The organism is Kribbella sp. CA-293567 (assembly GCF_027627575.1).
In the GTDB taxonomy this organism is placed as follows: domain Bacteria; phylum Actinomycetota; class Actinomycetes; order Propionibacteriales; family Kribbellaceae; genus Kribbella.
The window spans coordinates 1545570-1565019 of the sequence record NZ_CP114065.1; the positions used below are offsets into that span (position 1 = coordinate 1545570).

The window sequence follows — 19450 nt, forward strand, 5'->3', positions numbered from 1 at the left end:
GTCAGCGAATGGCCTCGTACCGCCGCAGTGCCTCGAGCCGGGCCTCGGCGTGGTCGACGATCGGTTCGGGGTAGTCGGGCGTCCCGAACTCGGGGACCCAGCGGCGGACGTACTCGCCGGCCGGATCGAACTTCTTCTCCTGGGTGGCCGGATTGAAGACCCGGAAGTACGGCGAGGCGTCGGCGCCACACCCCGCCACCCACTGCCAGTTCAGCGAGTTCGACGCCAGATCGCCGTCCTCGAGGCGCCGCATGAACCACCGGGCGCCGTACTTCCAGTGCACCTGGAGGTCCTTGACCAGGAACGACGCCACGATCATCCGGACCCGGTTGTGCATGAACCCGGTCGCGGCCAGCTCGCGCATCCCGGCGTCCACGATCGGGTAGCCGGTGCGGCCCTCGCACCAGGCCTCGAAAGCCTCGCCCGGCTCGTCGTACTGCATTTTCTCGAACGCCGGCCGCAGCGGCTTCCAGGCGGCCTGCGGGTGCCGCGCCAGCAGGTCCGCGCAGAAGTCACGCCAGGCCAGCTCACGGCGGTAGCCCTCCGCGCCGGCACTCCGCTGCTGGGCCAGGTCGGCCAGCATCGTTCGCGGGTGGATCTCGCCGTACTTCAGCGGCACCGACATCCGCGAGGTCGCGTCGAGATCGGGCCGGTCCCGCACCTCGCCGTACTCCGCGACGGTCTTGAGGTACCGCTCCCACTGTTCGAGCGCGACCGCTTCGCCGGCGACCGCCTCACCGGCCGGCGGCAGTTCCTCGCTGGTGGCCTCGACCCACTCGACGTTGCCGGGGGCATCGACCGGCCCGCGCCAGCCGTGCTCGAGCCAGGTGCGGAAGTACGGCGTGAACACCGAGTACGGCGTGTTCTGCTGCGTCAGCACCCGCCCGGGCGCGACGGCGTACGGCGAGCCGGTCGCGACGAGCGGGCAGTCGAGCGCCTTCTCGACCGCGGCATCGCGCCGCTGTCCGTAGGGTCCGTAGTCGGCCGCGATGTGCACACTCGCCGCTTCGACCTCGGCCGCCACCGCCGGTACGACGTCCTCCGGGTCGCCGTGCCGGACGACGAGCCGCCCGCCGAGCGCGTCGGAGAGACTGCGCAACGACGCGGCCAGATGATCCCGCCGCCGCCCACCGGCCGGGTCCCACAGTTTCGGGTCCAGCACGAACAGTCCGAGCACCTTGCCGCCGCCCGCCGAGACCGCGTCGAGCAGCGCCGGATTGTCCGCCAGCCGAAGATCCCGCCGGAACCACATCACCGCGATAGCCATCCGCCCATCCTGTCGGACGCACAACTTTCCCCACCACTCGCCGAGATTCGAACACACGATTGGGTAAGGCTTGCCTCAGTAGGTGAGAATGGATGTCGTGAGCGAGCTGATCGATACCACCGAGATGTACCTGCGGACCGTCTACGAGCTGGAAGAAGAAGGCATTCTGCCGCTGCGCGCGCGGATCGCCGAACGGCTCCACCAATCCGGCCCGACGGTCAGTCAGACGGTGGCCCGGATGGAACGTGACGGTCTCGTCACGGTCGAGGGCGACCGGCACCTCGAGCTCACCGCGGTCGGCCGGATGCAGGCCACCCGGGTGATGCGCAAGCACCGGCTGGCCGAGCGGCTGCTGGTGGACGTGATCGGGCTCGAGTGGGAGGACGTGCACGCCGAGGCCTGCCGCTGGGAGCACGTGATGAGCGACGCGGTCGAGCTCCGGCTGCTGAAGATCCTCGACAACCCCACCGAGTCGCCGTACGGCAACCCGATCCCGGGGCTGGAGGAGCTGCTGAAGGACGGTCAGGCGACCGCGATCGGCGACTTCCGCAGCGGTGTCGAGCCGCTCGACAAGGTGCTCGACCAGGCCATCGGCGACTCCGTCCGGGTGCTGGTGCGGCGGATCGCCGAGCCGGTGCAGACCGACGACGACGCGATGTCGGTGCTGCGTCGCGCCGGCGCGCTGCCCGGCCGCGAGGTCGACTCGATGCTGGACGCCGAGGGCGTGCTGGTCGGCAGCCGCGAGGCCGGTGGCGTGATCAGCGACGAGACCGCCGGCCACATCTTCGTCAGCCTGGTTTAAGACTCCGCCAAGATCCTGCACCCACAGCGCTCGATGCTGTACTGAGCGTGTTCAGGCAGTAACGTCTGTCCGCGATGCCTGAGAACGAGATCGACTGGCCGGGCTACCTGCGGGAGTTCCACACCGCGGCCCCGGGCAGCACCGAAGCCCTGTTGTCCCGAGCGGTGGCCGGGGACCACACGCCCTACCGCTGGCTGGTCCGCGCGGTCTCCGGCGAGGCGCGGCGCGTCCTCGACCTGGCCTGCGGCAACGGGCCGGTCGCCCGTGAGCTGTACGGGCGGTGGGTGGTGGGCGTCGACAACAACGCGGCCCAGCTGGCCGGCGCTCCCGGCCCGAAGGTCCAGGCCGACGCGCTGCACCTGCCGTTCGCCAACGAGGTCTTCGACGTGGTCACCTGCTCGATCGGCCTGGCGGTGCTCCAGCCGCTGCCCGACGTCCTGGCCGAGGCGGCCCGCGTACTACGTCGCGGCGGCGTCCTGGCCGCGATCGTCCCGGCCGTGCGGCCACTGCGCCGCAGCGACCTGCGCACGCTCACCAGCCTGACGACCCGGTTGCGTTCGACACCGCAGTTCCCGGCCGGTGGCGAGATCAAGGACCTCAAGGACCAGTTGCGCTCGGCCGGTTTCCACGTGATGGAGAGCCAGCGCGAGCGCTATGCGTACCGGGTCCGCACCCTCGAAGACGCCCGCATCCTGGTCGGTGCCCTCTATCTGCCCGGTACGTCGGACGCCCGCCGCGAGGCCGCGGCCGGCTGGCTGGCCGAGCGCGGCGCCGCCTCGGACGGTTTGCAGGTCGCCATCCCGGTCCGCCGGATCACCGCGATGCGCACCAAGTTCGCCCTGAGCTGAGCCGTCCTTCGGACAGTTGGCGCCCTACTGACCGGTCATAGGTACCGTTCATGCTGTGCCTGTTCTGAACTGGTCTGTTCGCGCGGTCGACCGTGCACTCGGCGGCGAACACGTCTACCGCGAACTGCTGGCCGGTGAGCAGGCCGCCTTCTGGCTCGACGGCAGCTTGACGGACCGGCACTCCCGCCGGGTCTCCGTGCTGGGCACGTCGGCCGGGCCCGACGCCGAGGTCATCGTCCGGGAAGTTGCCGACGGCGACGTGTTCGCCGAGTTGCAGGAACGGTTGAGCGCGCGATCAGCTCAGCTGGACGCAGTACCGGCCGAGCTGCGAGAGGTCTTCGCCGGCGGGTACGTCGGGTACTTCGGGTACGAGCTGAAGGCGCTGACGGGTGGGGCCACGGCGTACGAAGCGCCGACTCCGGACGCCTTGTGGATGTGGGCGAACCGCTTCGTCGTGATCGATCATGACCAGCATCGCACCCTGCTCGTCGCCGTCCACGCCGCTGGTGACACCGAGGCTCTCGCCTGGCTGGACCGCGCCGAGTCGGCCGCGGCCGGCTGGAGTATGGGCTGGCAGGAGGCGCCACCGATCGCGACGCTGGATCTCGAAGCGCACCTGGAGCAGGATCGCGCCGGCTACCTGGCCGGGATCGACGCCTGCATGGCAGCGCTCGAAGCGGGTGAGACCTACGAGGTCTGTCTGACCAACCGGGTCCGGCTGCCGGCCGTCGAGGATCCTTTCGGGTTCTATCTGTGGCAACGCCAGAGCAACCCCGCGCCGTACTCCGCCTTCCTCCGGTACGGCGACCTGGCAGTGGCCAGCTCCTCGCCCGAACGGTTCCTGACCGTGGACGATGAGGGCTGGGCGGAGTGCCGGCCGATCAAGGGCACCGCGCCCCGGTCGGCCGACCCCGCGCAGGACCAGCTCGTCGCCAAAGCGCTCGCCGAGGACGAGAAGACCCGGGCCGAGAACCTGATGATCGTCGATCTGATCCGCAACGATCTCGGCCGGGTCAGCCGGCCTGGCACCGTCCAGGTACCGCAGCTGATGGCCGTCGAGAGCTACGAGACCGTGCACCAGCTGGTCACCACGGTCCGCGGCCGGCTCCGGGCCGGGGTGGACGCGATCGACGCGGTCCGCGCGTGCTTCCCGCCGGGATCGATGACGGGGGCGCCGAAGATCCGGACGATGGAGCTGCTCGACCAGCTGGAGCAGTCGGCGCGGGGGGTCTACTCGGGTGCGCTCGGCTACCTGACCGTCGACGGCCGGGCGGACCTCAGCGTGGTGATCAGGACCGCGGTGCTGACGGGGGAGGAGACCGTGGTGGGGGCCGGTGGGGCGATCGTGCTCGACTCGGACCCGGCCGCGGAGTACGACGAGATGGTGCTCAAGGCAACAGCAACGATCCAGGGGCGGACGGTATGACTTCCTTGCGGGTGGCGGATTCCTTCTTGGTGGCCAATGGCAAGGTGCGGGGTCTCGACCTGCACCGGCGACGCTTCACGGCCTCCTGCGAGGAAGTGGCTGGAATCGATGCCGGTGCCTTCTTCGACGACCAGGTGAAACGTCTGCCGGGTTTCGGCCGCTGGTTCCCCCGCTTCGAACTCGATGCTGAAGGCAAGCTTTCCGTCCAGCTCCGGCCGGCCCCACCGCAAGGCGGCCGGATCCGGGTGGTCGTGCACGACGGTCCCGACCCGCGCACTCAGCCGCTGGTCAAAGGCCCGGACCTGGCGGCCCTCGGCGACCTGAAAGCCCAGGCGAACAAGGCGTTCGGTGCCGACGAGGTGCTGCTGACCGACCCTGACGGAACAGTCGTCGAGGCGGCGTACTCGGCCGTCCTCTGGTGGGAGGACGACACTCTCTGCGTCCCGCCCGCAGAGCGGGCCTACCTGCCCTCGGTCACCGCGGAGCTGGTACGCCGGATCGCTGCCTCCGAGGAGGTCGACGTGGCCGAGCGGGCCCGCACCGCGAGCGACCTGGCCGCCACCGAGGTGTGGCTGGTGAACGCCCTGCATGGGATCCGGCCGGTCGAAGCCTGGGCGCACGACCCCATCGACCCCCTCCCGTTCACCCGCTCCAAGGCCTGGCAGCAGACCTTGCTGGACTCGGCGGCCACCCTTTGATCCACTCGCCGTGAAAAGTGATATCACTATGCTATCTTCGAGGTATGAGCGCACAGACTGACGTAGTGGTGGACATGCCCAAACCCAAGGTGACCGAGCGGCCGGCGGGAGATCTGAGCGGCTGGCCGATGGCCGCGCTCGCCTTCGTTCTGCTGGTCGGCGGTGCCGTGCTGTTCGCCGTCGGGCTGGAAGGCGAGCGGACCGCCGTCATCGTCGCCGGCACCGCTGCCTTCGTGCTCGGCGCCATCGTCGCGGCCGGGCTCACTCCGGTGTCACCGGGCCGGGCCCGGGTCCTGCAGATCCTCGGCCGGTACGCCGGAACGATCCGCACCGACGGACTCCGCTGGGTGAACCCGATCTCCGACCGCAAGCAGATCTCCACCCGGATCCGCAACCACGAGACGGCCGTTGCCAAGGTCAACGATGCCGACGGCAACCCGATCGAGATCGCCGCGGTGGTGGTCTGGCAGGTCGAGGACACCGCGCAGGCGATGTTCGAGGTGGACGACTTCGTCGAGTTCGTCGCGATCCAGACCGAGACCGCGGTCCGGCACATCGCCAACAGCTACCCCTACGACGTGCACGACGAGGCCGGCGGGATGTCGCTGCGGGACAGTACCGACGAGATCACCGAGAAGCTGTCGGCCGAGATCGGCGTCCGGGTGCAGGCGGCCGGCGTCCACGTGATCGAGTCCCGGATCACCCATCTCGCCTACGCGCCGGAGATCGCCCAGGCGATGCTGCGCCGCCAGCAGGCCGGTGCGATCGTGGCGGCCCGGCAACGGATCGTCGAGGGCGCGGTCGGTATGGTCGAGCTCGCGCTGGCGCGGCTGTCGGAGCGTGAGGTGGTCGAGCTGGACGAGGAGCGCAAGGCGACGATGGTCAGCAACCTGCTCGTGGTGCTCTGCGGCGACCGCGACGCCCAGCCTGTGGTCAACGCCGGGTCGCTCTACCAGTGAGGCCGGCAGATGGCCGCTGAACGCAAGAAGATCCTGTTCCGGCTGGATCCCGTGGTGCACGACGCGCTGGCCCGCTGGGCCGCCGACGACCTGCGCAGCACCAACGCCCAGATCGAGTTCCTGCTCCGCCGTGCTCTCGCCGACGCCGGCCGTCTTCCGGGCAACGTCGGCAAGATGCGGGGTCCGGGCAGGCCGGCCAAGGATGATTCCTGACGCCTGTCCGGCCGCCCGGAAGTTCTGATTGCACCTCGCCCGGCGTCGGTGCTACGGTTCATCAGTCAAGTAATGAACCTATGAACCGAAGAACCGGGAGGGGGCACGGTGTTCGACGATCGCAGTCCGATCTACCTCCAGATCGCGGAGCAGATCAAGAACGACATCGTCACGGGCGCCCTCGCCGAGAACGAGCAGGTGATGTCGACGAACCAGTACGCCGCGTTCTACCGGATCAACCCCGCCACCGCCGCCAAGGGTTTCGCCCAGCTGGTCGACGAGGGCGTGCTCTACAAGAAGCGCGGGATCGGCATGTTCGTCAGCCCGGACGCCCGCGACCTGCTGCGGACCGGCCGCCGTGACTCGTTCTTCGCCGAGGTGGTGGATCCGATGATCCGCGAGGCCAAGGCGATCGGCGTACCACTGACCGAGATCGTCCAGCACCTGCAGAAAGATGGTGAGCCGTGAGGACCAGCGGCCTGGGAGTGAGCACCGAGAACCTCACCGTCAGGTTCGGCGGCGTACCGGCGCTGGACGGGCTGGATCTGCAGCTCGCGCCGGACAAGATCCACGGGCTGCTGGGCCGCAACGGCTCCGGCAAGAGCACGCTGGCCGCGGTGCTGGCCGGCTTCCGGCGGCCCGACGCCGGGCGGGTGCTGATCAACGGCGGCGACCTGGGCGCCGGGCTCGCGCCGTACGAGGACGCTGTGGTGACCAGCCGGGTCTGCCTGATCCGGGAGTCGGGTGACCTGGTCGACTCCGCACCCGTCAAACACGTCCTCGCGCTGGCGAGCAGCCTGCGGCCGTACTGGGACGACGACCTGGCCGGCGACCTGCTGGACAGGTTCGAGGTCCCGACCCGCAAGAAGGTGCAGAAGCTCTCGCGGGGCAAGAAGTCGGCGCTCGGCGTTGTGCTGGGACTGGCCAGCCGCGCGCCACTGACGATCTTCGACGAGACCTACCTCGGCATGGACGTGCCGTCCCGCCAGTTGTTCTACGACGCGCTGCTGGCCGACTACACCGAAGTACCGCGGACGATCGTGCTGTCCACCCACCTGGTCAGCGAGGTCAGCGCGCTGCTCGAGGAGGTCGTCATCCTCGACCACGGCAAGCTCGTCACCCAGTCCCCGGTCGACTCGCTGCGGGGTCGCGGCGCCTCGATCGTCGGCTCGGCAACGGCCGTCGACGAAGTGACCAGCGGCCTCACCGTGCTGGCCGAGCAGCGGCTCGGTGGCACCAAGTCGGTCACGGTGCTGGGCGATCTGGACGCTGCGCTGCTCGCGCGGGCTCGCTCGGCCGGGCTGGAGATCGGTCCGGTCGGCCTGCAGGACCTCTTCGTCCACCTGACCGGTACGACGCGTACGAAGGAGACCAGCAGATGAGCACCCAGACCGCGAGTCGCCCCGCGGCCCTGCCGGGCTCGGTCACCGCGGCAGGCCGGCTGCGGCAGGCCGTGATCGCGATGTCCATCGGGCTGCGGCCGATGATCGTCGGCTACTGGCTCGTGATGACGGTCGCGTTCCTGGTCGGTGGGCTGATCTCGCAGCTGATCGGGGGCGGTTTCGACAACAGCACCTGGGACTACGGCACCCATTCGCCGAAGTACTTCTCGTCCGCCATCGGCATCACGCTGACCCCGGCGATCTTCGCGCTGATGATCGCGCACGGGGTGACCCGGCGGATGTTCGCGCTGGCCGGCAGCATCATCCTGGTCGGCGCGGCGACCGCGACCGCACTGATCTGGTTGCTGGCCTACCAGGTCGAGCGGGTCGTCTACGACTGGGCCGGACTGACCCAGGCGCTGGCGAACCCGCACCTGTTCACCAAGACGTCGCAGGTCGGGCTGATCTTCACCGAGTTCTTCCTGCTGATCATCGCGCACGAAGTCGCCGGCTGGCTGATCGGTATCGGCTTCTACCGGTTCGGTTTCTGGAAAGGACTCGCGCTGCTGCCGCTCGGTCTCGTACCGGCCGCCGCCGCGGAGTTCCTGCTGGTCGCCCAGTGGCTCGCCGAGGCACTGAGCAGTACCGGCTACCACCGTCCGTCGCTGGCGATCGGCGTACCGGGTGTGCTCGCGGTGAGCGCGCTCGGCCTGTACGCCGGTTACCTGCTGCTCCGCCCGATGGCGCTCAAACCCGCCAAAGGCTGACCCCACCCTTTTCCGCTCCACCCGACCCCTTGGTCCCCAGGGAGGCTCCGCCATGCCCGAAAACCTCGATGACGACCTGGTCGTCGTCAACCACCTTCGCAAGGCCTACGGCCCAACCGTTGCCGTAGACAACGTTTCGCTGACCGTCCGGACGGGCGAGATCTTCGGCATCCTCGGCCCGAACGGGGCCGGCAAGACCACCACGGTCGAATCGATCGCCGGGCTGCGGACGCCGGACGCCGGCACCGTCCGGGTGGCCGGTCTCAACCCGGCCAAGCGGCGGACCGAGATCACCTCGCTGGTCGGGGTGCAGTTGCAGGCCGGCGAACTGCCCGACCGGATCAAGGCCCGGGAGGCGCTGGAGCTGTACGCGTCGTTCTACCCGAACCCGGCCGACCCGGCCGAGTTGCTCGAACGGCTCGGGCTCACCAAGGTGCGGGACACCGCGTTCGCCAAGCTGTCCGGTGGGCAGAAGCAGCGGCTGTCGATCGCGCTCGCGCTGATCGGCAACCCGAAGCTCGCCATCCTCGACGAGCTGACCACCGGGCTCGATCCGCAGGCGCGGCGCGACACCTGGGAACTGGTCAAGGAGGTCCGCGACTCGGGCGTGACGATCATCCTGGTCACGCACTTCATGGAGGAAGCGGAGTACCTCTGCGACCGGATCGCCATCATCGACGCCGGGAAGGTGGTCGCGCTGGACACCCCGGCGGGGCTGGTCGACGCGGCCCGGGCCGAGCAGCGGATCAGCTTCCGGGTCCTCGGTGAGCTGGACGACGCGATCCTGAAAGCCTTGCCCGCGGTCGATTCCGTCGCCCGCGACGGTGGCCGCATCGTTGTCAGCGGCAACGACGACCTCCTGGTCGCGGTCGTCACCGAACTCGCCGCCCGGGGCCTGCCGCCCCGTGACCTGCACACCGAACAGACCACCCTTGACGACGCCTTCCTCGCCCTGGCCGGCCGGAACTTCGAAGGAGCGGACCAATGAGCCAGACGCTGACCCTGACCAAGATCGAGAGCAAGCTGTTCGTCCGGGAGTGGGCCAGCCTGTTCTTCGTCTTCGGGCTGCCGCTCGGCCTGCTGACGATCTTCTCACTGATCGACGACGGCGGTGGCTCGTCGGACGGTATCCCGGCCGGCTTCCTGCCCACGATGGCGATCGGGATCGGCATCAGCGTCCTCGGGCTGGCCACCCTGCCGATGATCCTGGCCGGCTACCGGGAGAAGGGCATCCTGCGCCGGATGTCGACCACGCCGGTCCGGCCGGTCAAACTCCTGGTCGCGCAGTTACTGCTGCATCTGGCGGCGAGCATCGTCGTGATCGCGCTGATTCTCGGGGTCGGTGCGCTCGCCTTCGGTTCCGCGCTGCCGAGCGCCCCGCTGCCGTTCGTCGTCGCGGCGGTCCTCTACACCGTCGCCCAGCTGGCGGTCGGCGTACTGATCGCGGGTCTGGTCTCCACCGCGAAGGGCGCCAGCGTCGTCGGCAACATCCTGCTCTTCCCGAGCATGTTCTTCGCCGGCGTCTGGACCCCCGGCGATTTGATGCCGGAATCCATCCGCTGGCTCCGCGACGTCACCCCGATGGGCGCCGGGATGACCGGTATGCAGGAAGCCTGGTCCGGTCAGTGGCCCGGCCTGGTGCACCTGGTCGCACTGGTCGTCGTGATCGTCGCCTGCGTTGCGCTGGCTGCCCGGTTCTTCCGCTGGGAATGATCGGTTATGCACAGGGGGTGTGCATAACCCGGGACCTTTCTGTGGACGGTTGCACACACACTGTGGACGACACGCTGAAGGTGGCGAGTTCGCGCATTCTCTTGGCCAGAAAGGGTTGTGCGGGGAGCAGCCGGGAAGGTAGAAATGTCGACACGCCGCTTCTCCGGAAGCGGCGGGTCGGACGGAAACCGAGGACCCTCGCGGTGGGGATCCCCACTGAGGTAGACCGGTGACGGGGTCTGCCGGACCCGACGGTCCCGTCTGGGAGGCTGGAGACGTCACCTTCCTTCAGCTATGAGCAGGCCCCTCCGACTCATACTCGGAGGGGCCTGCTTTCTGCCTGGATAACGAGACCGGCCGGTCCCCTCCCGACCTCTCAGCGAAGAGTGACTCGTAGGGCCGAGTGAGATCCCCGGGTGGTCACGTGCACTTCGGTACCGCGCGCCGTCGTCATGAGTTGGTACCGCGCGGCGCGGCCGTCGAGGCTGACCGCGCGCACCTTCGCTCCTACCGGCAGTACCGCGCCCACCGTGACGGTTGCCCGCAGCCCCTTACTGGTCACCGTGGTCCGAAGCTCCTTGCCCATCAGAGATGCGGACACGTTCACGGCGCCGTGGCCGAGCCTGATGTTGCTGCCCGAAACCTTCCGCTGTCCGGCCGGGAGTTGCGGGACCACGGCCAGCCGGCCGTACCCCAGGTTCGGATCGATGCCCAGCTGCTGGTGCACGACCGGCCACAGTACGCCGTACGTGCCCCACGCCTGCAGCGCCATCGAGCGGTCGGTGAACGGCCGGTCGATGTTGGCGGGGGAGTCGGGTGACGGGGCGATCTCCGGCATCCCGCCCGGCGTCTCCCAGACCGACGGGTCGAGCTGGATCCGCGCGTTGCCGGTGGTGTAGACCTGCTGCTGGCTCCGGCCCAGTCGTCCGAAGTTGCCCTCGGCAACTGCCATGATCGAGGTGTTGAGCGAGAAGATGCTGCGCTCGCTCTTGACGGCCGAGACCACTTGATCGCAGCTTGCGCCGGGGTTGCCGGCCGGATCCGAGGTCGGTCCGGTGCCGGTGTGGTACAGGCCGAACTCGCCGGTGTAGCAGGCCTTCTCGCGCTGGTCGAGGGCGATCTCGGCGTGTGCGGCCGAGGCCAGGGGAGCGGCCGGCTGACCGGGGTGGCGGACCAGTTCGGTCTCCATCGGCGTGACACCGGTCCAGTGCCGCTGGAAGATCGGGGTGTTGTCGTTCGCGGGATCGGCCACGTCGTCCACCGAATCGGCGTATCCGAAGGCTTTCTCGATCCACCACTGCGTCTCGAACCGCTGCTCCAGGCCGGTCGCCTTGGCGGCCGCCCACCGCTGCGTCGGCCGGTCCTGACGCGAGGCCGCGAGGTCGGCGAGGTCGCGCAGACCACGCGCGAGGTACACGGTGCTGTCCAGCTTCTCCGAACCCATCCCGCTGCGCTCGACGTTGGCCAGGCCCTCCAGCCAGCCGTCGCCGTCCTGGTCCAGTTCGCGGTAGACGTACTCGAGGTTGCGCACACTGAAGTCGTACATCTCGTCGCGGAACCGGTTGTCACCCGTCCAGCGCCACAGCAGCGCGACGATACTCGGGAACTTGACCGTCTCGTCGGTGTTGCCGGCGCTGGTGTTCGAGCCGAAGTACACGTCGCCGGTCGGCATCACCTCGTGCGCGACCTTGCCGCTTCGGTTGTTGAGCAGGTCGCTCACGTCGCGCAAGGCCCGCAGGTGGGCTTTGACGGTGTCGAACTGGCCGGCCGCGACGGCGGCGTACGAGGTGTACTCGCCGTCCGTCGCGAACAGCCAGGGATAGTCGGGGAAGCCGGCGCCGAACCAGCGTGCGACGTCGACGGTGCCGGCCGGTGCGGGGTAGGACTTGCCCTCGTTGACGTCCCGGATCTGCAGGTTGCGCGCTTCCTGCACGGAGTCGGCGAGATTCTGCTTGCTCCACTCGACGCTCTGCTGCAGGAGCCGGTCGCCGGGCAGGTCCACGGCCGACCGGCTGCCGATCGCGGCCCGGCTCGATTTCTTTGCCTTGAGCAACTTCTCGGGACTGCTGATGGCGCGCCGGTACTCGCGGTGCGCGGCCGCCTTGCCCTCGTCCGAACCGGCGACGGCGAACCAGACGGTCGTCGTACGGCCGGGTTTCAGGTCCAGGTCGTAGCTGAGGCGGCCGCCGGTGCCCTTGCCGAAGGCGGAATCGTCGCAGTGCGCGGGCGGAGTACCGTCGGCAGGACAGACGACGGCGGGGTCTTGCGGGCCGCGATGGTTTGCGCCGAGTGCATGACCGGCCGGCTTGAGCGATGCGCCGACGACGGCGTTGTAGTCGTGCGCCGCGGCGTTGGGGACCGGTGGGGTGCCCTGGTCGCGGAACTGCAGCGTGCCATCGGCGTACGAGCCGGTGTCGGGCAGGTTGGTCTGCCCGGCGTTGGGCGTCGTGCCGCCCCAGGGATAGGCAGGCATCAACTCGGAGTGTGCGTCCATGTCGAGCCGCACGCTCTTCGCCTTGGCCGACTTGAAGGCCAGCCCGACCACCGTCGCCCGCACGCCGTCGGGCACGAAGTCGGTCCGCTCGATCGTCACGTCGCCCGGGTAGCTGATCCGCTGGTACCCGTGCCCACTCGTGTACTTCGCCGCAGGCACGTCCTTCCCCAGCCAGGCCCCGTCGACCCCGAACCAGATCCCGTCCAGCAACTTCACCGGCGGAGTCCAGATCCCACCCATCTCACCGCGGGTATGCCACCCCGTCGCCGGATAGAGCCCGGTCTCGTCGCCCATGGCATAGGCCCGATCCCCCACCACCAAAGACCGCCGATCCGCCAACCGCCGACTCTCCGAAAGTTCCCCTCGCCGAGAGGTGGGTGACTCTCCATCCACTCGCACTCCGGACCCTGGCCCCGGAGAACCAGAAGAGGACTGCTGCCCAGCAGTGGCAACGGAGGGGATCCCGCTGAGAGCAAGGACCGTAGCTGCAGCCAGCAGACCACCCGCACCGGCGTACCGGCGTCGGTTCGGCCTGCCACGTCGTGCGTTTCGTCCGACAGGGCGGGATGTCATGACGCGCCTCCTTCTGGCGGTGTCCGAGCACCGCCGAGCATCAGCCGGGGGCTCCGTGACCCGCCCCCGGCGTTCTTTGGCGCTTGCGGCGCCCAGGCACGCACCTCGCGGCACTGGCGAAGCATCCACGATGCTCCGCATCGAGGACGCTCCTCCAGCACCGCGATGCACGCACCTGGACACCGCAATCACTCAAACAACTCCGGGGGCGGGTCACGAGCTGCCCCTGACGATCAGTTCCGGTCGCAGAAGTCGTTCCGTCGGCCCGCTCGGGGTCGCGGCGGTGAGGATGTCGATCAGTTCGGTGGCGATCTGGTCCATCGGCTGGCGAATACTCGTGAGCGCGGGCGACACCACCGAGGCAAGTGGCGAGTCGTCGAACCCGGTGACCGCGACCTCGACGCCGGCGGTCATCCCGCGCCGGGTCAGCTCCCGCAGCGCGCCGAGCGCGAGAACGTCGCTGACGGCAACGATCGCGTCGATCTCGGGATCCGCGTCGAGCAGTTCGGCGGTACCGCGAGCGCCTGCGTCGATGGTGTCTCCCTGGCAATGGAACGCCAGCTCCCGGCCACTCGGGAGCCCGAGCTCCCGGCAACCGCTCTGCCAGCCCGTCAGCCGGTCCTCCGCCAGTCCGGAGGCCAACGGCCAACTCAGGAAGCCGATCCGCCGCCGTCCGGTGTCGTGCAGATGCCGTACGGCGGCCGCGCACCCACCGGCCCCGTCGACATCGACCCAGGGGCCCGGCTGGGTGGACTCCTTCCAGACCCGCCCGAACGACACGAACGGGATCTGCTGCTCCTTCAGCCAGCCGTGCCGCGGATCATGCGTCTCGGTCTGCGACAGCACGAACCCGTCGACCAGCCGCCGCGCGTGCAGATCCTCGTAGACCGGCATTCCTTCGACCCCGACCGGTGCCGTGAACAACAGAATGTGCCGCCCACTGCTCTCCGCCGAGGCGCACAAAGCGTGCAGGAATTGGTCCATCACCAGATGCGCCTGCCCGTCGGGCCAGCTCGGCACGCAGTACCCGATCAGCTCGACGGCACTCGTCCGCAGGCTGCGCGCGTTACGATTGGGCCGGTAGTTGAGCAGCTGGATCGACCGCGTGACCCGCTGCAACGTGTCGGGCCGGAGTCGATGGGGCGCGTTCAGAGCGTTGGAGACGGTCTGCACCGAAACCTCCGCGTGAGCGGCAACCTGCTTCAGCGTAGCCACGACGAACCCCCTCAGGTCGACCGGAGAACGGCGTTTTAACGTTCAAACGCTCTCGCAGTCTCGCCGCTGAGCCCTTGCGTGTCAACGGTCTGGCGGCCCGGCTCGCAAGATCTCCCGCGCGTCCGCGAGCGGCCCCGGCGCGATCCACCGCCCCCACCAGGCCGCGCCGGCCTCCGCGAACGCCCCCGGCTCCCCACCGCTGACCTTCACCTCGAACCCGCCCGCCCCACCAACTCGGTCTCCTTCACCCGATCTGCTCAGCGCGGCCTCGCGGTCAGCGTGAAGCCGGCGTACGTCGTCGGGAGTGATCTGCTCGGCCGCGCCGGTGCTGCCCTTGTACGCGCAACTGCCGTCCCAGCGAAGAATCCGGCGACGGACCGCCGGGTTGAGGAGATTGCCACCCACCCAGATCGGGATCCGAGGTCGCTGCACCGGCCGGGCGGTCAGCTGAGCGCCGTCGAGCCGGTAGTGCCTCCCTTGATGCTGGACGGCCTCCCCGGTCCACAAGGCGTCGATGATCTCCAGCGACTCGTCGAGCTTCTCAGCCAGCTCGCGCGGGGAGCTGGTGAGGAACGGGTCGCTGGGATCACCGAGGCCGACACCGAGGATCAGCCGGCCACCGGAGAGATGGTCGAGCGCGACGGTCTCGGCAGCGAGTTGCCACGGATGACGGCGGGGGACCGGGGTGACCGTCGTACCGAGCCTGATCGTCGAGGTCGCGCTCGCCATCGCAGCCAAGCAGATCCACGGATCGTACGCCGGTTCGGCCAGGTCGCCCTGGTAGACGAGGTAGTCCTCCAGGAACACGCCGTCCCAGCCGCAGTCCTCGGCCATCCGTGCCAGCTCGGCCAGCCCGCGTGGATCCCGCCCAGCGCCCACCGCTCCGAAGGTCACCGAGAATCGCATCTCATCAAGCTAGCCACGCCCGCCGACAATTCCGTCGCCCGCGGGCGGGTGGTCAGGCGGCGTGTCCGCCGTCGATGGTCAGCTCGGTCCCGGTGATGTAGCCGGCGGCTGACCCGGCCAGATAGACAACGGCGGCAGCGACCTCCGCAGGCGTACCGAAGCGAGGAAGAGCGAGGAACGCCCGCTGCGCTTCGGCGAACGGACCGTCGGCCGGGTTCATCGACGTGTCGATCGGCCCTGGCTGAACGACGTTCGACGTGATCCCGCGCGCACCGAGATCCCGCGCCAGCCCCTTGCTCAGGCCGGCCACCGCCGACTTGCTCATCGTGTAGAGGCTCATCCCGGGGCCCGTGGCGCGCTCGGCGATCGCGCTGCCGACATGGATCATCCGCCCACCATCAGCCAGTACGCCGGCCGCGGCCTGCGCCGCGACGTACGGGCCGCGCACGTTGATCGCGAGCACCCGGTCGAGCTCCTCGAGCGTGACCTCGTCGATCATCCCGAGCGACCCGACCCCGGCGTTGTTGACAAAGATGTCGAGTCCACCCAGTACGCCGTACGCCCGGCCGACCGCCGCGACGACAGCCTCCGCGCTCGCCGCGTCCGCCTCGATCGCGAACCCACGCCGACCGGCGGCCTCGAGCTGCTTGACCACCGCCGCCGCATCCTCCGGGGAACTGTTGTAGGTGATCGCGACGTCGGCGCCACGCTCGGCCAGGGCCACCGCGACCGCAGCGCCGATCCCGCGGCTTCCACCGGTCACCAGTGCCGTCTTTCCAGCGAACTCAGTCATGACATCACTTTCTCGTTGTCCTGCAGGGCTTTCACTGCCTCCAGTCCACTCGCTGCCGGTCCGCCGGGCTGGCGGAAATACGCCGCGGGATCCTGGGGTCGCTTTTCCGCTACCCGGGATCGATCCGAGCAGGCACTGCCATGGCGCAAAACCGCTAGCGTGCCTCGGTGGGACAGGGGATGCTGGAGCCCGTGTACGAATGTGTCGAGCGATGCGTGCGAGCCGTCCAGTCGAAGGACGCGAGGTTCGACGGCTGGTTCTTCACCGCCGTTCTGACCACCAAGATCTACTGCCGGCCGAGTTGCCCGGTCGTGCCCCCGAAGGTCAAGAACATGCGCTTCTACCCGAGCGCCGCCGCGGCCCAGTCGGCCGGATTCCGGGCCTGCAAGCGCTGCCGTCCGGACGCCAGTCCTGGCTCACCGGAGTGGAACGACCGGGCCGACCTGGTTGCTCGCGCGATGCGCCTGATCGGCGACGGCGTGGTCGATCGCGACGGCGTACCGGGACTGGCGACGCAGCTCGGTTACAGCGTTCGTCAGGTGCAGCGGCAGTTGCAGGCAGAGCTCGGGGCCGGCCCGCTCGCTCTCGCCCGGGCGCAGCGGGCCCAGACGGCGCGACTGCTGATCGAGACCAGCTCACTGCCGATGTCCGACGTCGCTTTCGCCGCGGGTTTCTCCAGCGTCCGGACCTTCAACGAAACAGTGCAGGAGGTCTTCGCGCTGTCTCCGAGCGAACTGCGGACCAGGGCGAAGCGTGGCGACGCGACCAGCGCACCGGGCACCATCTCGTTGCGCCTTCCGTTCCGTCAGCCGTTGATGCCGGACAACCTCTTCGGGCACCTGATCGCGACCGGCGTACCGGGAGTGGAGGAGTGGCGCGGTGGCACCTATCGCCGCACGCTCCGGTTGTCGCACGGCCATGGCGTCGTCGCCCTCCGCCCGATGCCGGACCACATCGCGTGCCAGTTGTCGCTCACCGACCAGCGCGACCTGGCGATCGCCATCAGCCGTTGCCGCCGGATGCTCGACCTCGACGCGGACCCGATCGCGGTCGACGACGTACTCCGGGCCGACCCGTTCCTCGCGCCGCTGGTCGACAAGGCGCCGGGGCGGCGGGTTCCGCACACCGTCGACGGCGAGGAGTTCGCCGTCCGGGCGGTGCTCGGCCAGCAGGTCTCGACGGCCGCCGCGCGGACCCACGCAAGCCGGCTCGTGCAGGCGTACGGCGATCCCATCGACGATCCGGGCGGCGGGTTGACGCACTTGTTCCCCCGGATGGAGGCACTGGCCGAGCTCGACCCCGAGACACTCGCCTTCCCGAAGTCCCGGCGTACGACGCTGACCACGCTGGTCGCCACCCTCGCGGCCGGCGAGATCGACCTCGGCGCGGGCAGCGACTGGGACAAGGCGCGGGAGCAGTTGGCGGCGCTGCCCGGGATCGGACCGTGGACCGTCGAGTCGATCGCGATGCGCGCGCTGGGTGACCCGGATGCCTTCGTGGCCAGCGATCTGGGCATCAAGTACGCCGCCCGCGACCTCGGGTTGCCCGAGGCACCCAAAGCGCTGATCGAGCATGCGCGCGCCTGGCGGCCCTGGCGCGCGTACGCCGTGCAGTACCTCTGGGCGACCGGGAACCACGCCGTCAACAAGATTCCTGCCGTAGAGAACGTGGAGTGAAATGACCCAGCTCACCACCGAACGCCTGCTGCTGCGGCCCCTCAAGGACAGCGATCGCGCCCCCTGCACCGCGTTGAACGCCGATCCCGCCGTGATGGAGCACTTCCCGGCGCCGCTCACGCCGGCCGAGAGCGACGCGATGATCGAGCGGATCAGCGCGATGATCGCGGAGCGCGGCTTCGGGTTCTGGGCGGCCGAGCTCCGCGAGACCGGGCAGTTCCTCGGCTTCGTCGGGCTGTCGGTGCCGACCTTCGAGGCGCCGTTCCTGCCGGGTGTCGAAGTCGGCTGGCGGCTGGCGAAAGCTGCCTGGGGCAAGGGGTATGCGACCGAAGGGGCGCGGGCGGCGCTGGCGCACGCGTTCGGTCCGCTCGGACTGGACGAGGTGCTGTCGTTCACGGCGACCACCAACAAGCCGTCCCAGCGGGTGATGGAGCGGATCGGAATGACGCACGACGAAGCCGGCGACTTCGACCACCCGCGGTTGCCCGACGGCCATCGGCTGCAGCGGCACGTGCTCTACCGGATCACGCGCGCGCAGTGGGAGGCCCAGCAGTGACGCACGCGGTGATCGACAGCCCGATCGGCCGGCTCACTGTCGTCGCGGCCGGCACGGGGGAGTTGGCCGGCCTCTACATGGAGCAGCAGCGGCACCGGCCGGCGCAGGAGATCTTCGGGTCGCGGGACGACTCGATCCTGCCGGAGGTCGGCCAGCAACTGAAGGAGTACTTCGCCGGCGAGCGCACCAGCTTCGACGTACCGCTGAAGCTGGCCGGTACGCCTTTCCAGCAACGGGTCTGGGAAGCACTCCAGGACATCCCGTACGGCGAGGTGACGACGTACGGGCAACTTGCCGCCACGCTCGGACTGGTGCCGGGTGCCTCCCGGGCGGTCGGGCTGGCGAACGGCAAGAACCCGGTCAGCATCATCGTGCCGTGCCACCGCGTGATCGGCTCGACCGGCAGCCTCACCGGGTACGGCGGTGGCCTGGAGCGCAAGCAGCAGCTGCTCGACCATGAACGGGCCGACGTACTCTTCTGAAACCTCGCTGATAAGTGCTCAGAAGATGAGCACTTATCAGGCGCATGCTGTCGTTATGAGCACACAGGTGAAGGTCAAGCAGGTGGTCACCGATGACGAGGCGTTCGCACCGGCGACAGTCGAGGAGTGGCGCGCTTGGCTGGCGCAATACGGGCGGATCGAGCGGTCGGTGTGGGTTGTCGTCCACCGCAAGGGCAGCGCGGCCGGTATCGACCTGGCGGAGGCGGTCGAGCACGCCCTCTGCTTCGGCTGGATCGACAGCAAGACGCTCAGCCGCGACGGGCAGAGCACTTATCAGACCTTCACCCCGCGCAACCCGCGCAGTACCTGGAGCCAGGTCAATCGCGACCGGGTCGAGAGGCTGCTCGCCGCCGGCCTGATGGAGGCGCCCGGCCAGGAACTGCTGGACCTCGCCCACCGGACCGGCACCTGGGACTGTCTCGCCGAGGCCCAGAACGGTGTCGTTCCCGCCGACCTCCAGGCCCGGCTCGACGCCGATGAGGAGGCGGCCACCCACTTCGCCGCCTTCCCGCCGTCGTCCAGGCGCCGCATCCTCGAGTGGATCGCGCTCGCGAAGCGCCCGGAGACCCGCGAGCGCCGCATCGCTCAGGCAGTTGACCTCGCCGCCCTGAACCAGCGAGCCAACCACCCCGGCTGACCCGGACCGCCACGACAGACCA

The 19450-nt window shown here is 69.2% G+C and carries 20 protein-coding genes; 15 read left to right on the forward strand and 5 right to left on the reverse strand.

What is annotated here, in order from left to right:
- Nucleotide 1: 1 nt before the first annotated feature.
- Nucleotides 2-1267 carry a cryptochrome/photolyase family protein gene (locus OX958_RS07455; protein ID WP_270136438.1) on the reverse strand — a complete coding sequence of 422 codons (1266 nt, stop codon included), beginning with the start codon at nt 1265-1267 and terminating at the stop codon, nt 2-4.
- Between the two features lie 88 nt (nt 1268-1355).
- Here OX958_RS07455 and OX958_RS07460 point away from each other — a divergent pair, with 88 nt between their 5' ends.
- The 11 genes from OX958_RS07460 to OX958_RS07510 all read left to right on the forward strand — a co-directional run bounded on the left by OX958_RS07460 (nt 1356) and on the right by OX958_RS07510 (nt 10075).
- On the forward strand, nt 1356-2069 hold the full coding sequence (locus OX958_RS07460; protein ID WP_442913253.1) for a metal-dependent transcriptional regulator: 714 nt from the start codon (nt 1356-1358) through the stop codon (nt 2067-2069).
- Nucleotides 2070-2143: 74 nt separating this feature from the next.
- Entirely contained in the window at nt 2144-2917 is a 774-nt protein-coding gene (locus OX958_RS07465) for a methyltransferase domain-containing protein (protein ID WP_270136440.1), read from the forward strand.
- A 55-nt stretch (nt 2918-2972) separates the two neighbouring features.
- On the forward strand, nt 2973-4343 hold the full coding sequence (gene pabB, locus OX958_RS07470) for an aminodeoxychorismate synthase component I (protein WP_270136441.1): 1371 nt from the start codon (nt 2973-2975) through the stop codon (nt 4341-4343).
- Entirely contained in the window at nt 4340-5041 is a 702-nt protein-coding gene (locus OX958_RS07475) for an aminotransferase class IV (RefSeq protein WP_270136442.1), read from the forward strand. Before pabB ends, OX958_RS07475 begins: the two co-directional genes overlap by 4 nt.
- Nucleotides 5042-5085: 44 nt before the next feature.
- A complete protein-coding gene (locus tag OX958_RS07480; RefSeq protein WP_270136443.1) occupies nt 5086-6000 on the forward strand; it encodes an SPFH domain-containing protein in 915 nt (304 codons plus the stop codon).
- 9 nt (nt 6001-6009) lie between these two features.
- A complete protein-coding gene (locus OX958_RS07485) occupies nt 6010-6213 on the forward strand; it encodes a hypothetical protein (RefSeq protein WP_270136444.1) in 204 nt (67 codons plus the stop codon).
- A gap of 108 nt (nt 6214-6321) precedes the next feature.
- The gene (locus tag OX958_RS07490) at nt 6322-6681 is read left to right on the forward strand and encodes a GntR family transcriptional regulator (RefSeq protein WP_270136445.1); all 360 of its coding nucleotides are present in this window, start codon (nt 6322-6324) and stop codon (nt 6679-6681) included.
- Nucleotides 6678-7595, forward strand: a complete 918-nt coding sequence (locus OX958_RS07495) for an ATP-binding cassette domain-containing protein (protein ID WP_270136447.1) — start codon at nt 6678-6680, stop codon at nt 7593-7595. The genes OX958_RS07490 and OX958_RS07495 overlap by 4 nt, the downstream gene beginning before the upstream one ends.
- Nucleotides 7592-8362, forward strand: coding sequence for a hypothetical protein (locus tag OX958_RS07500; protein WP_270136448.1), 771 nt, complete (start codon nt 7592-7594; stop codon nt 8360-8362). Before OX958_RS07495 ends, OX958_RS07500 begins: the two co-directional genes overlap by 4 nt.
- A 52-nt stretch (nt 8363-8414) precedes the next feature.
- On the forward strand, nt 8415-9350 hold the full coding sequence (locus OX958_RS07505) for an ABC transporter ATP-binding protein (RefSeq protein WP_270136449.1): 936 nt from the start codon (nt 8415-8417) through the stop codon (nt 9348-9350).
- Nucleotides 9347-10075: an ABC transporter permease gene (locus OX958_RS07510; RefSeq protein WP_270136450.1), complete on the forward strand. Its 729-nt coding sequence runs from the start codon at nt 9347-9349 to the stop codon at nt 10073-10075. The genes OX958_RS07505 and OX958_RS07510 overlap by 4 nt, the downstream gene beginning before the upstream one ends.
- 376 nt (nt 10076-10451) lie before the next feature.
- Here the strand turns inward: OX958_RS07510 and OX958_RS07515 are convergent, their stop codons facing one another.
- The 4 genes from OX958_RS07515 to OX958_RS07530 all read right to left on the reverse strand — a co-directional run bounded on the left by OX958_RS07515 (nt 10452) and on the right by OX958_RS07530 (nt 16056).
- A complete protein-coding gene (locus OX958_RS07515; protein ID WP_270136451.1) occupies nt 10452-12863 on the reverse strand; it encodes a glycogen debranching protein in 2412 nt (803 codons plus the stop codon).
- Between the two features lie 492 nt (nt 12864-13355).
- Nucleotides 13356-14357 (reverse strand): LacI family DNA-binding transcriptional regulator, encoded by a 1002-nt coding sequence (locus OX958_RS07520; protein ID WP_270136452.1) that lies wholly within the window; start codon nt 14355-14357, stop codon nt 13356-13358.
- A gap of 81 nt (nt 14358-14438) precedes the next feature.
- Entirely contained in the window at nt 14439-15263 is an 825-nt protein-coding gene (locus OX958_RS07525; RefSeq protein WP_270136453.1) for an LLM class flavin-dependent oxidoreductase, read from the reverse strand.
- A 52-nt stretch (nt 15264-15315) separates the two neighbouring features.
- Nucleotides 15316-16056: an SDR family NAD(P)-dependent oxidoreductase gene (locus tag OX958_RS07530; protein WP_270136454.1), complete on the reverse strand. Its 741-nt coding sequence runs from the start codon at nt 16054-16056 to the stop codon at nt 15316-15318.
- Nucleotides 16057-16223: 167 nt separating this feature from the next.
- Between OX958_RS07530 and OX958_RS07535 the strand changes: the two genes are divergently transcribed.
- The 4 genes from OX958_RS07535 to OX958_RS07550 are packed head-to-tail and all read left to right on the forward strand — an operon-like array spanning nt 16224 to nt 19428.
- Nucleotides 16224-17732, forward strand: a complete 1509-nt coding sequence (locus OX958_RS07535; RefSeq protein WP_270136455.1) for an AlkA N-terminal domain-containing protein — start codon at nt 16224-16226, stop codon at nt 17730-17732.
- Nucleotide 17733: 1 nt separating this feature from the next.
- Nucleotides 17734-18288, forward strand: coding sequence for a GNAT family N-acetyltransferase (locus OX958_RS07540; protein ID WP_270136456.1), 555 nt, complete (start codon nt 17734-17736; stop codon nt 18286-18288).
- Nucleotides 18285-18770 carry a methylated-DNA--[protein]-cysteine S-methyltransferase gene (locus OX958_RS07545; protein WP_270136457.1) on the forward strand — a complete coding sequence of 162 codons (486 nt, stop codon included), beginning with the start codon at nt 18285-18287 and terminating at the stop codon, nt 18768-18770. The genes OX958_RS07540 and OX958_RS07545 overlap by 4 nt, the downstream gene beginning before the upstream one ends.
- 55 nt (nt 18771-18825) lie before the next feature.
- Entirely contained in the window at nt 18826-19428 is a 603-nt protein-coding gene (locus tag OX958_RS07550) for a YdeI/OmpD-associated family protein (protein ID WP_270136458.1), read from the forward strand.
- Nucleotides 19429-19450: the final 22 nt, after the last annotated feature.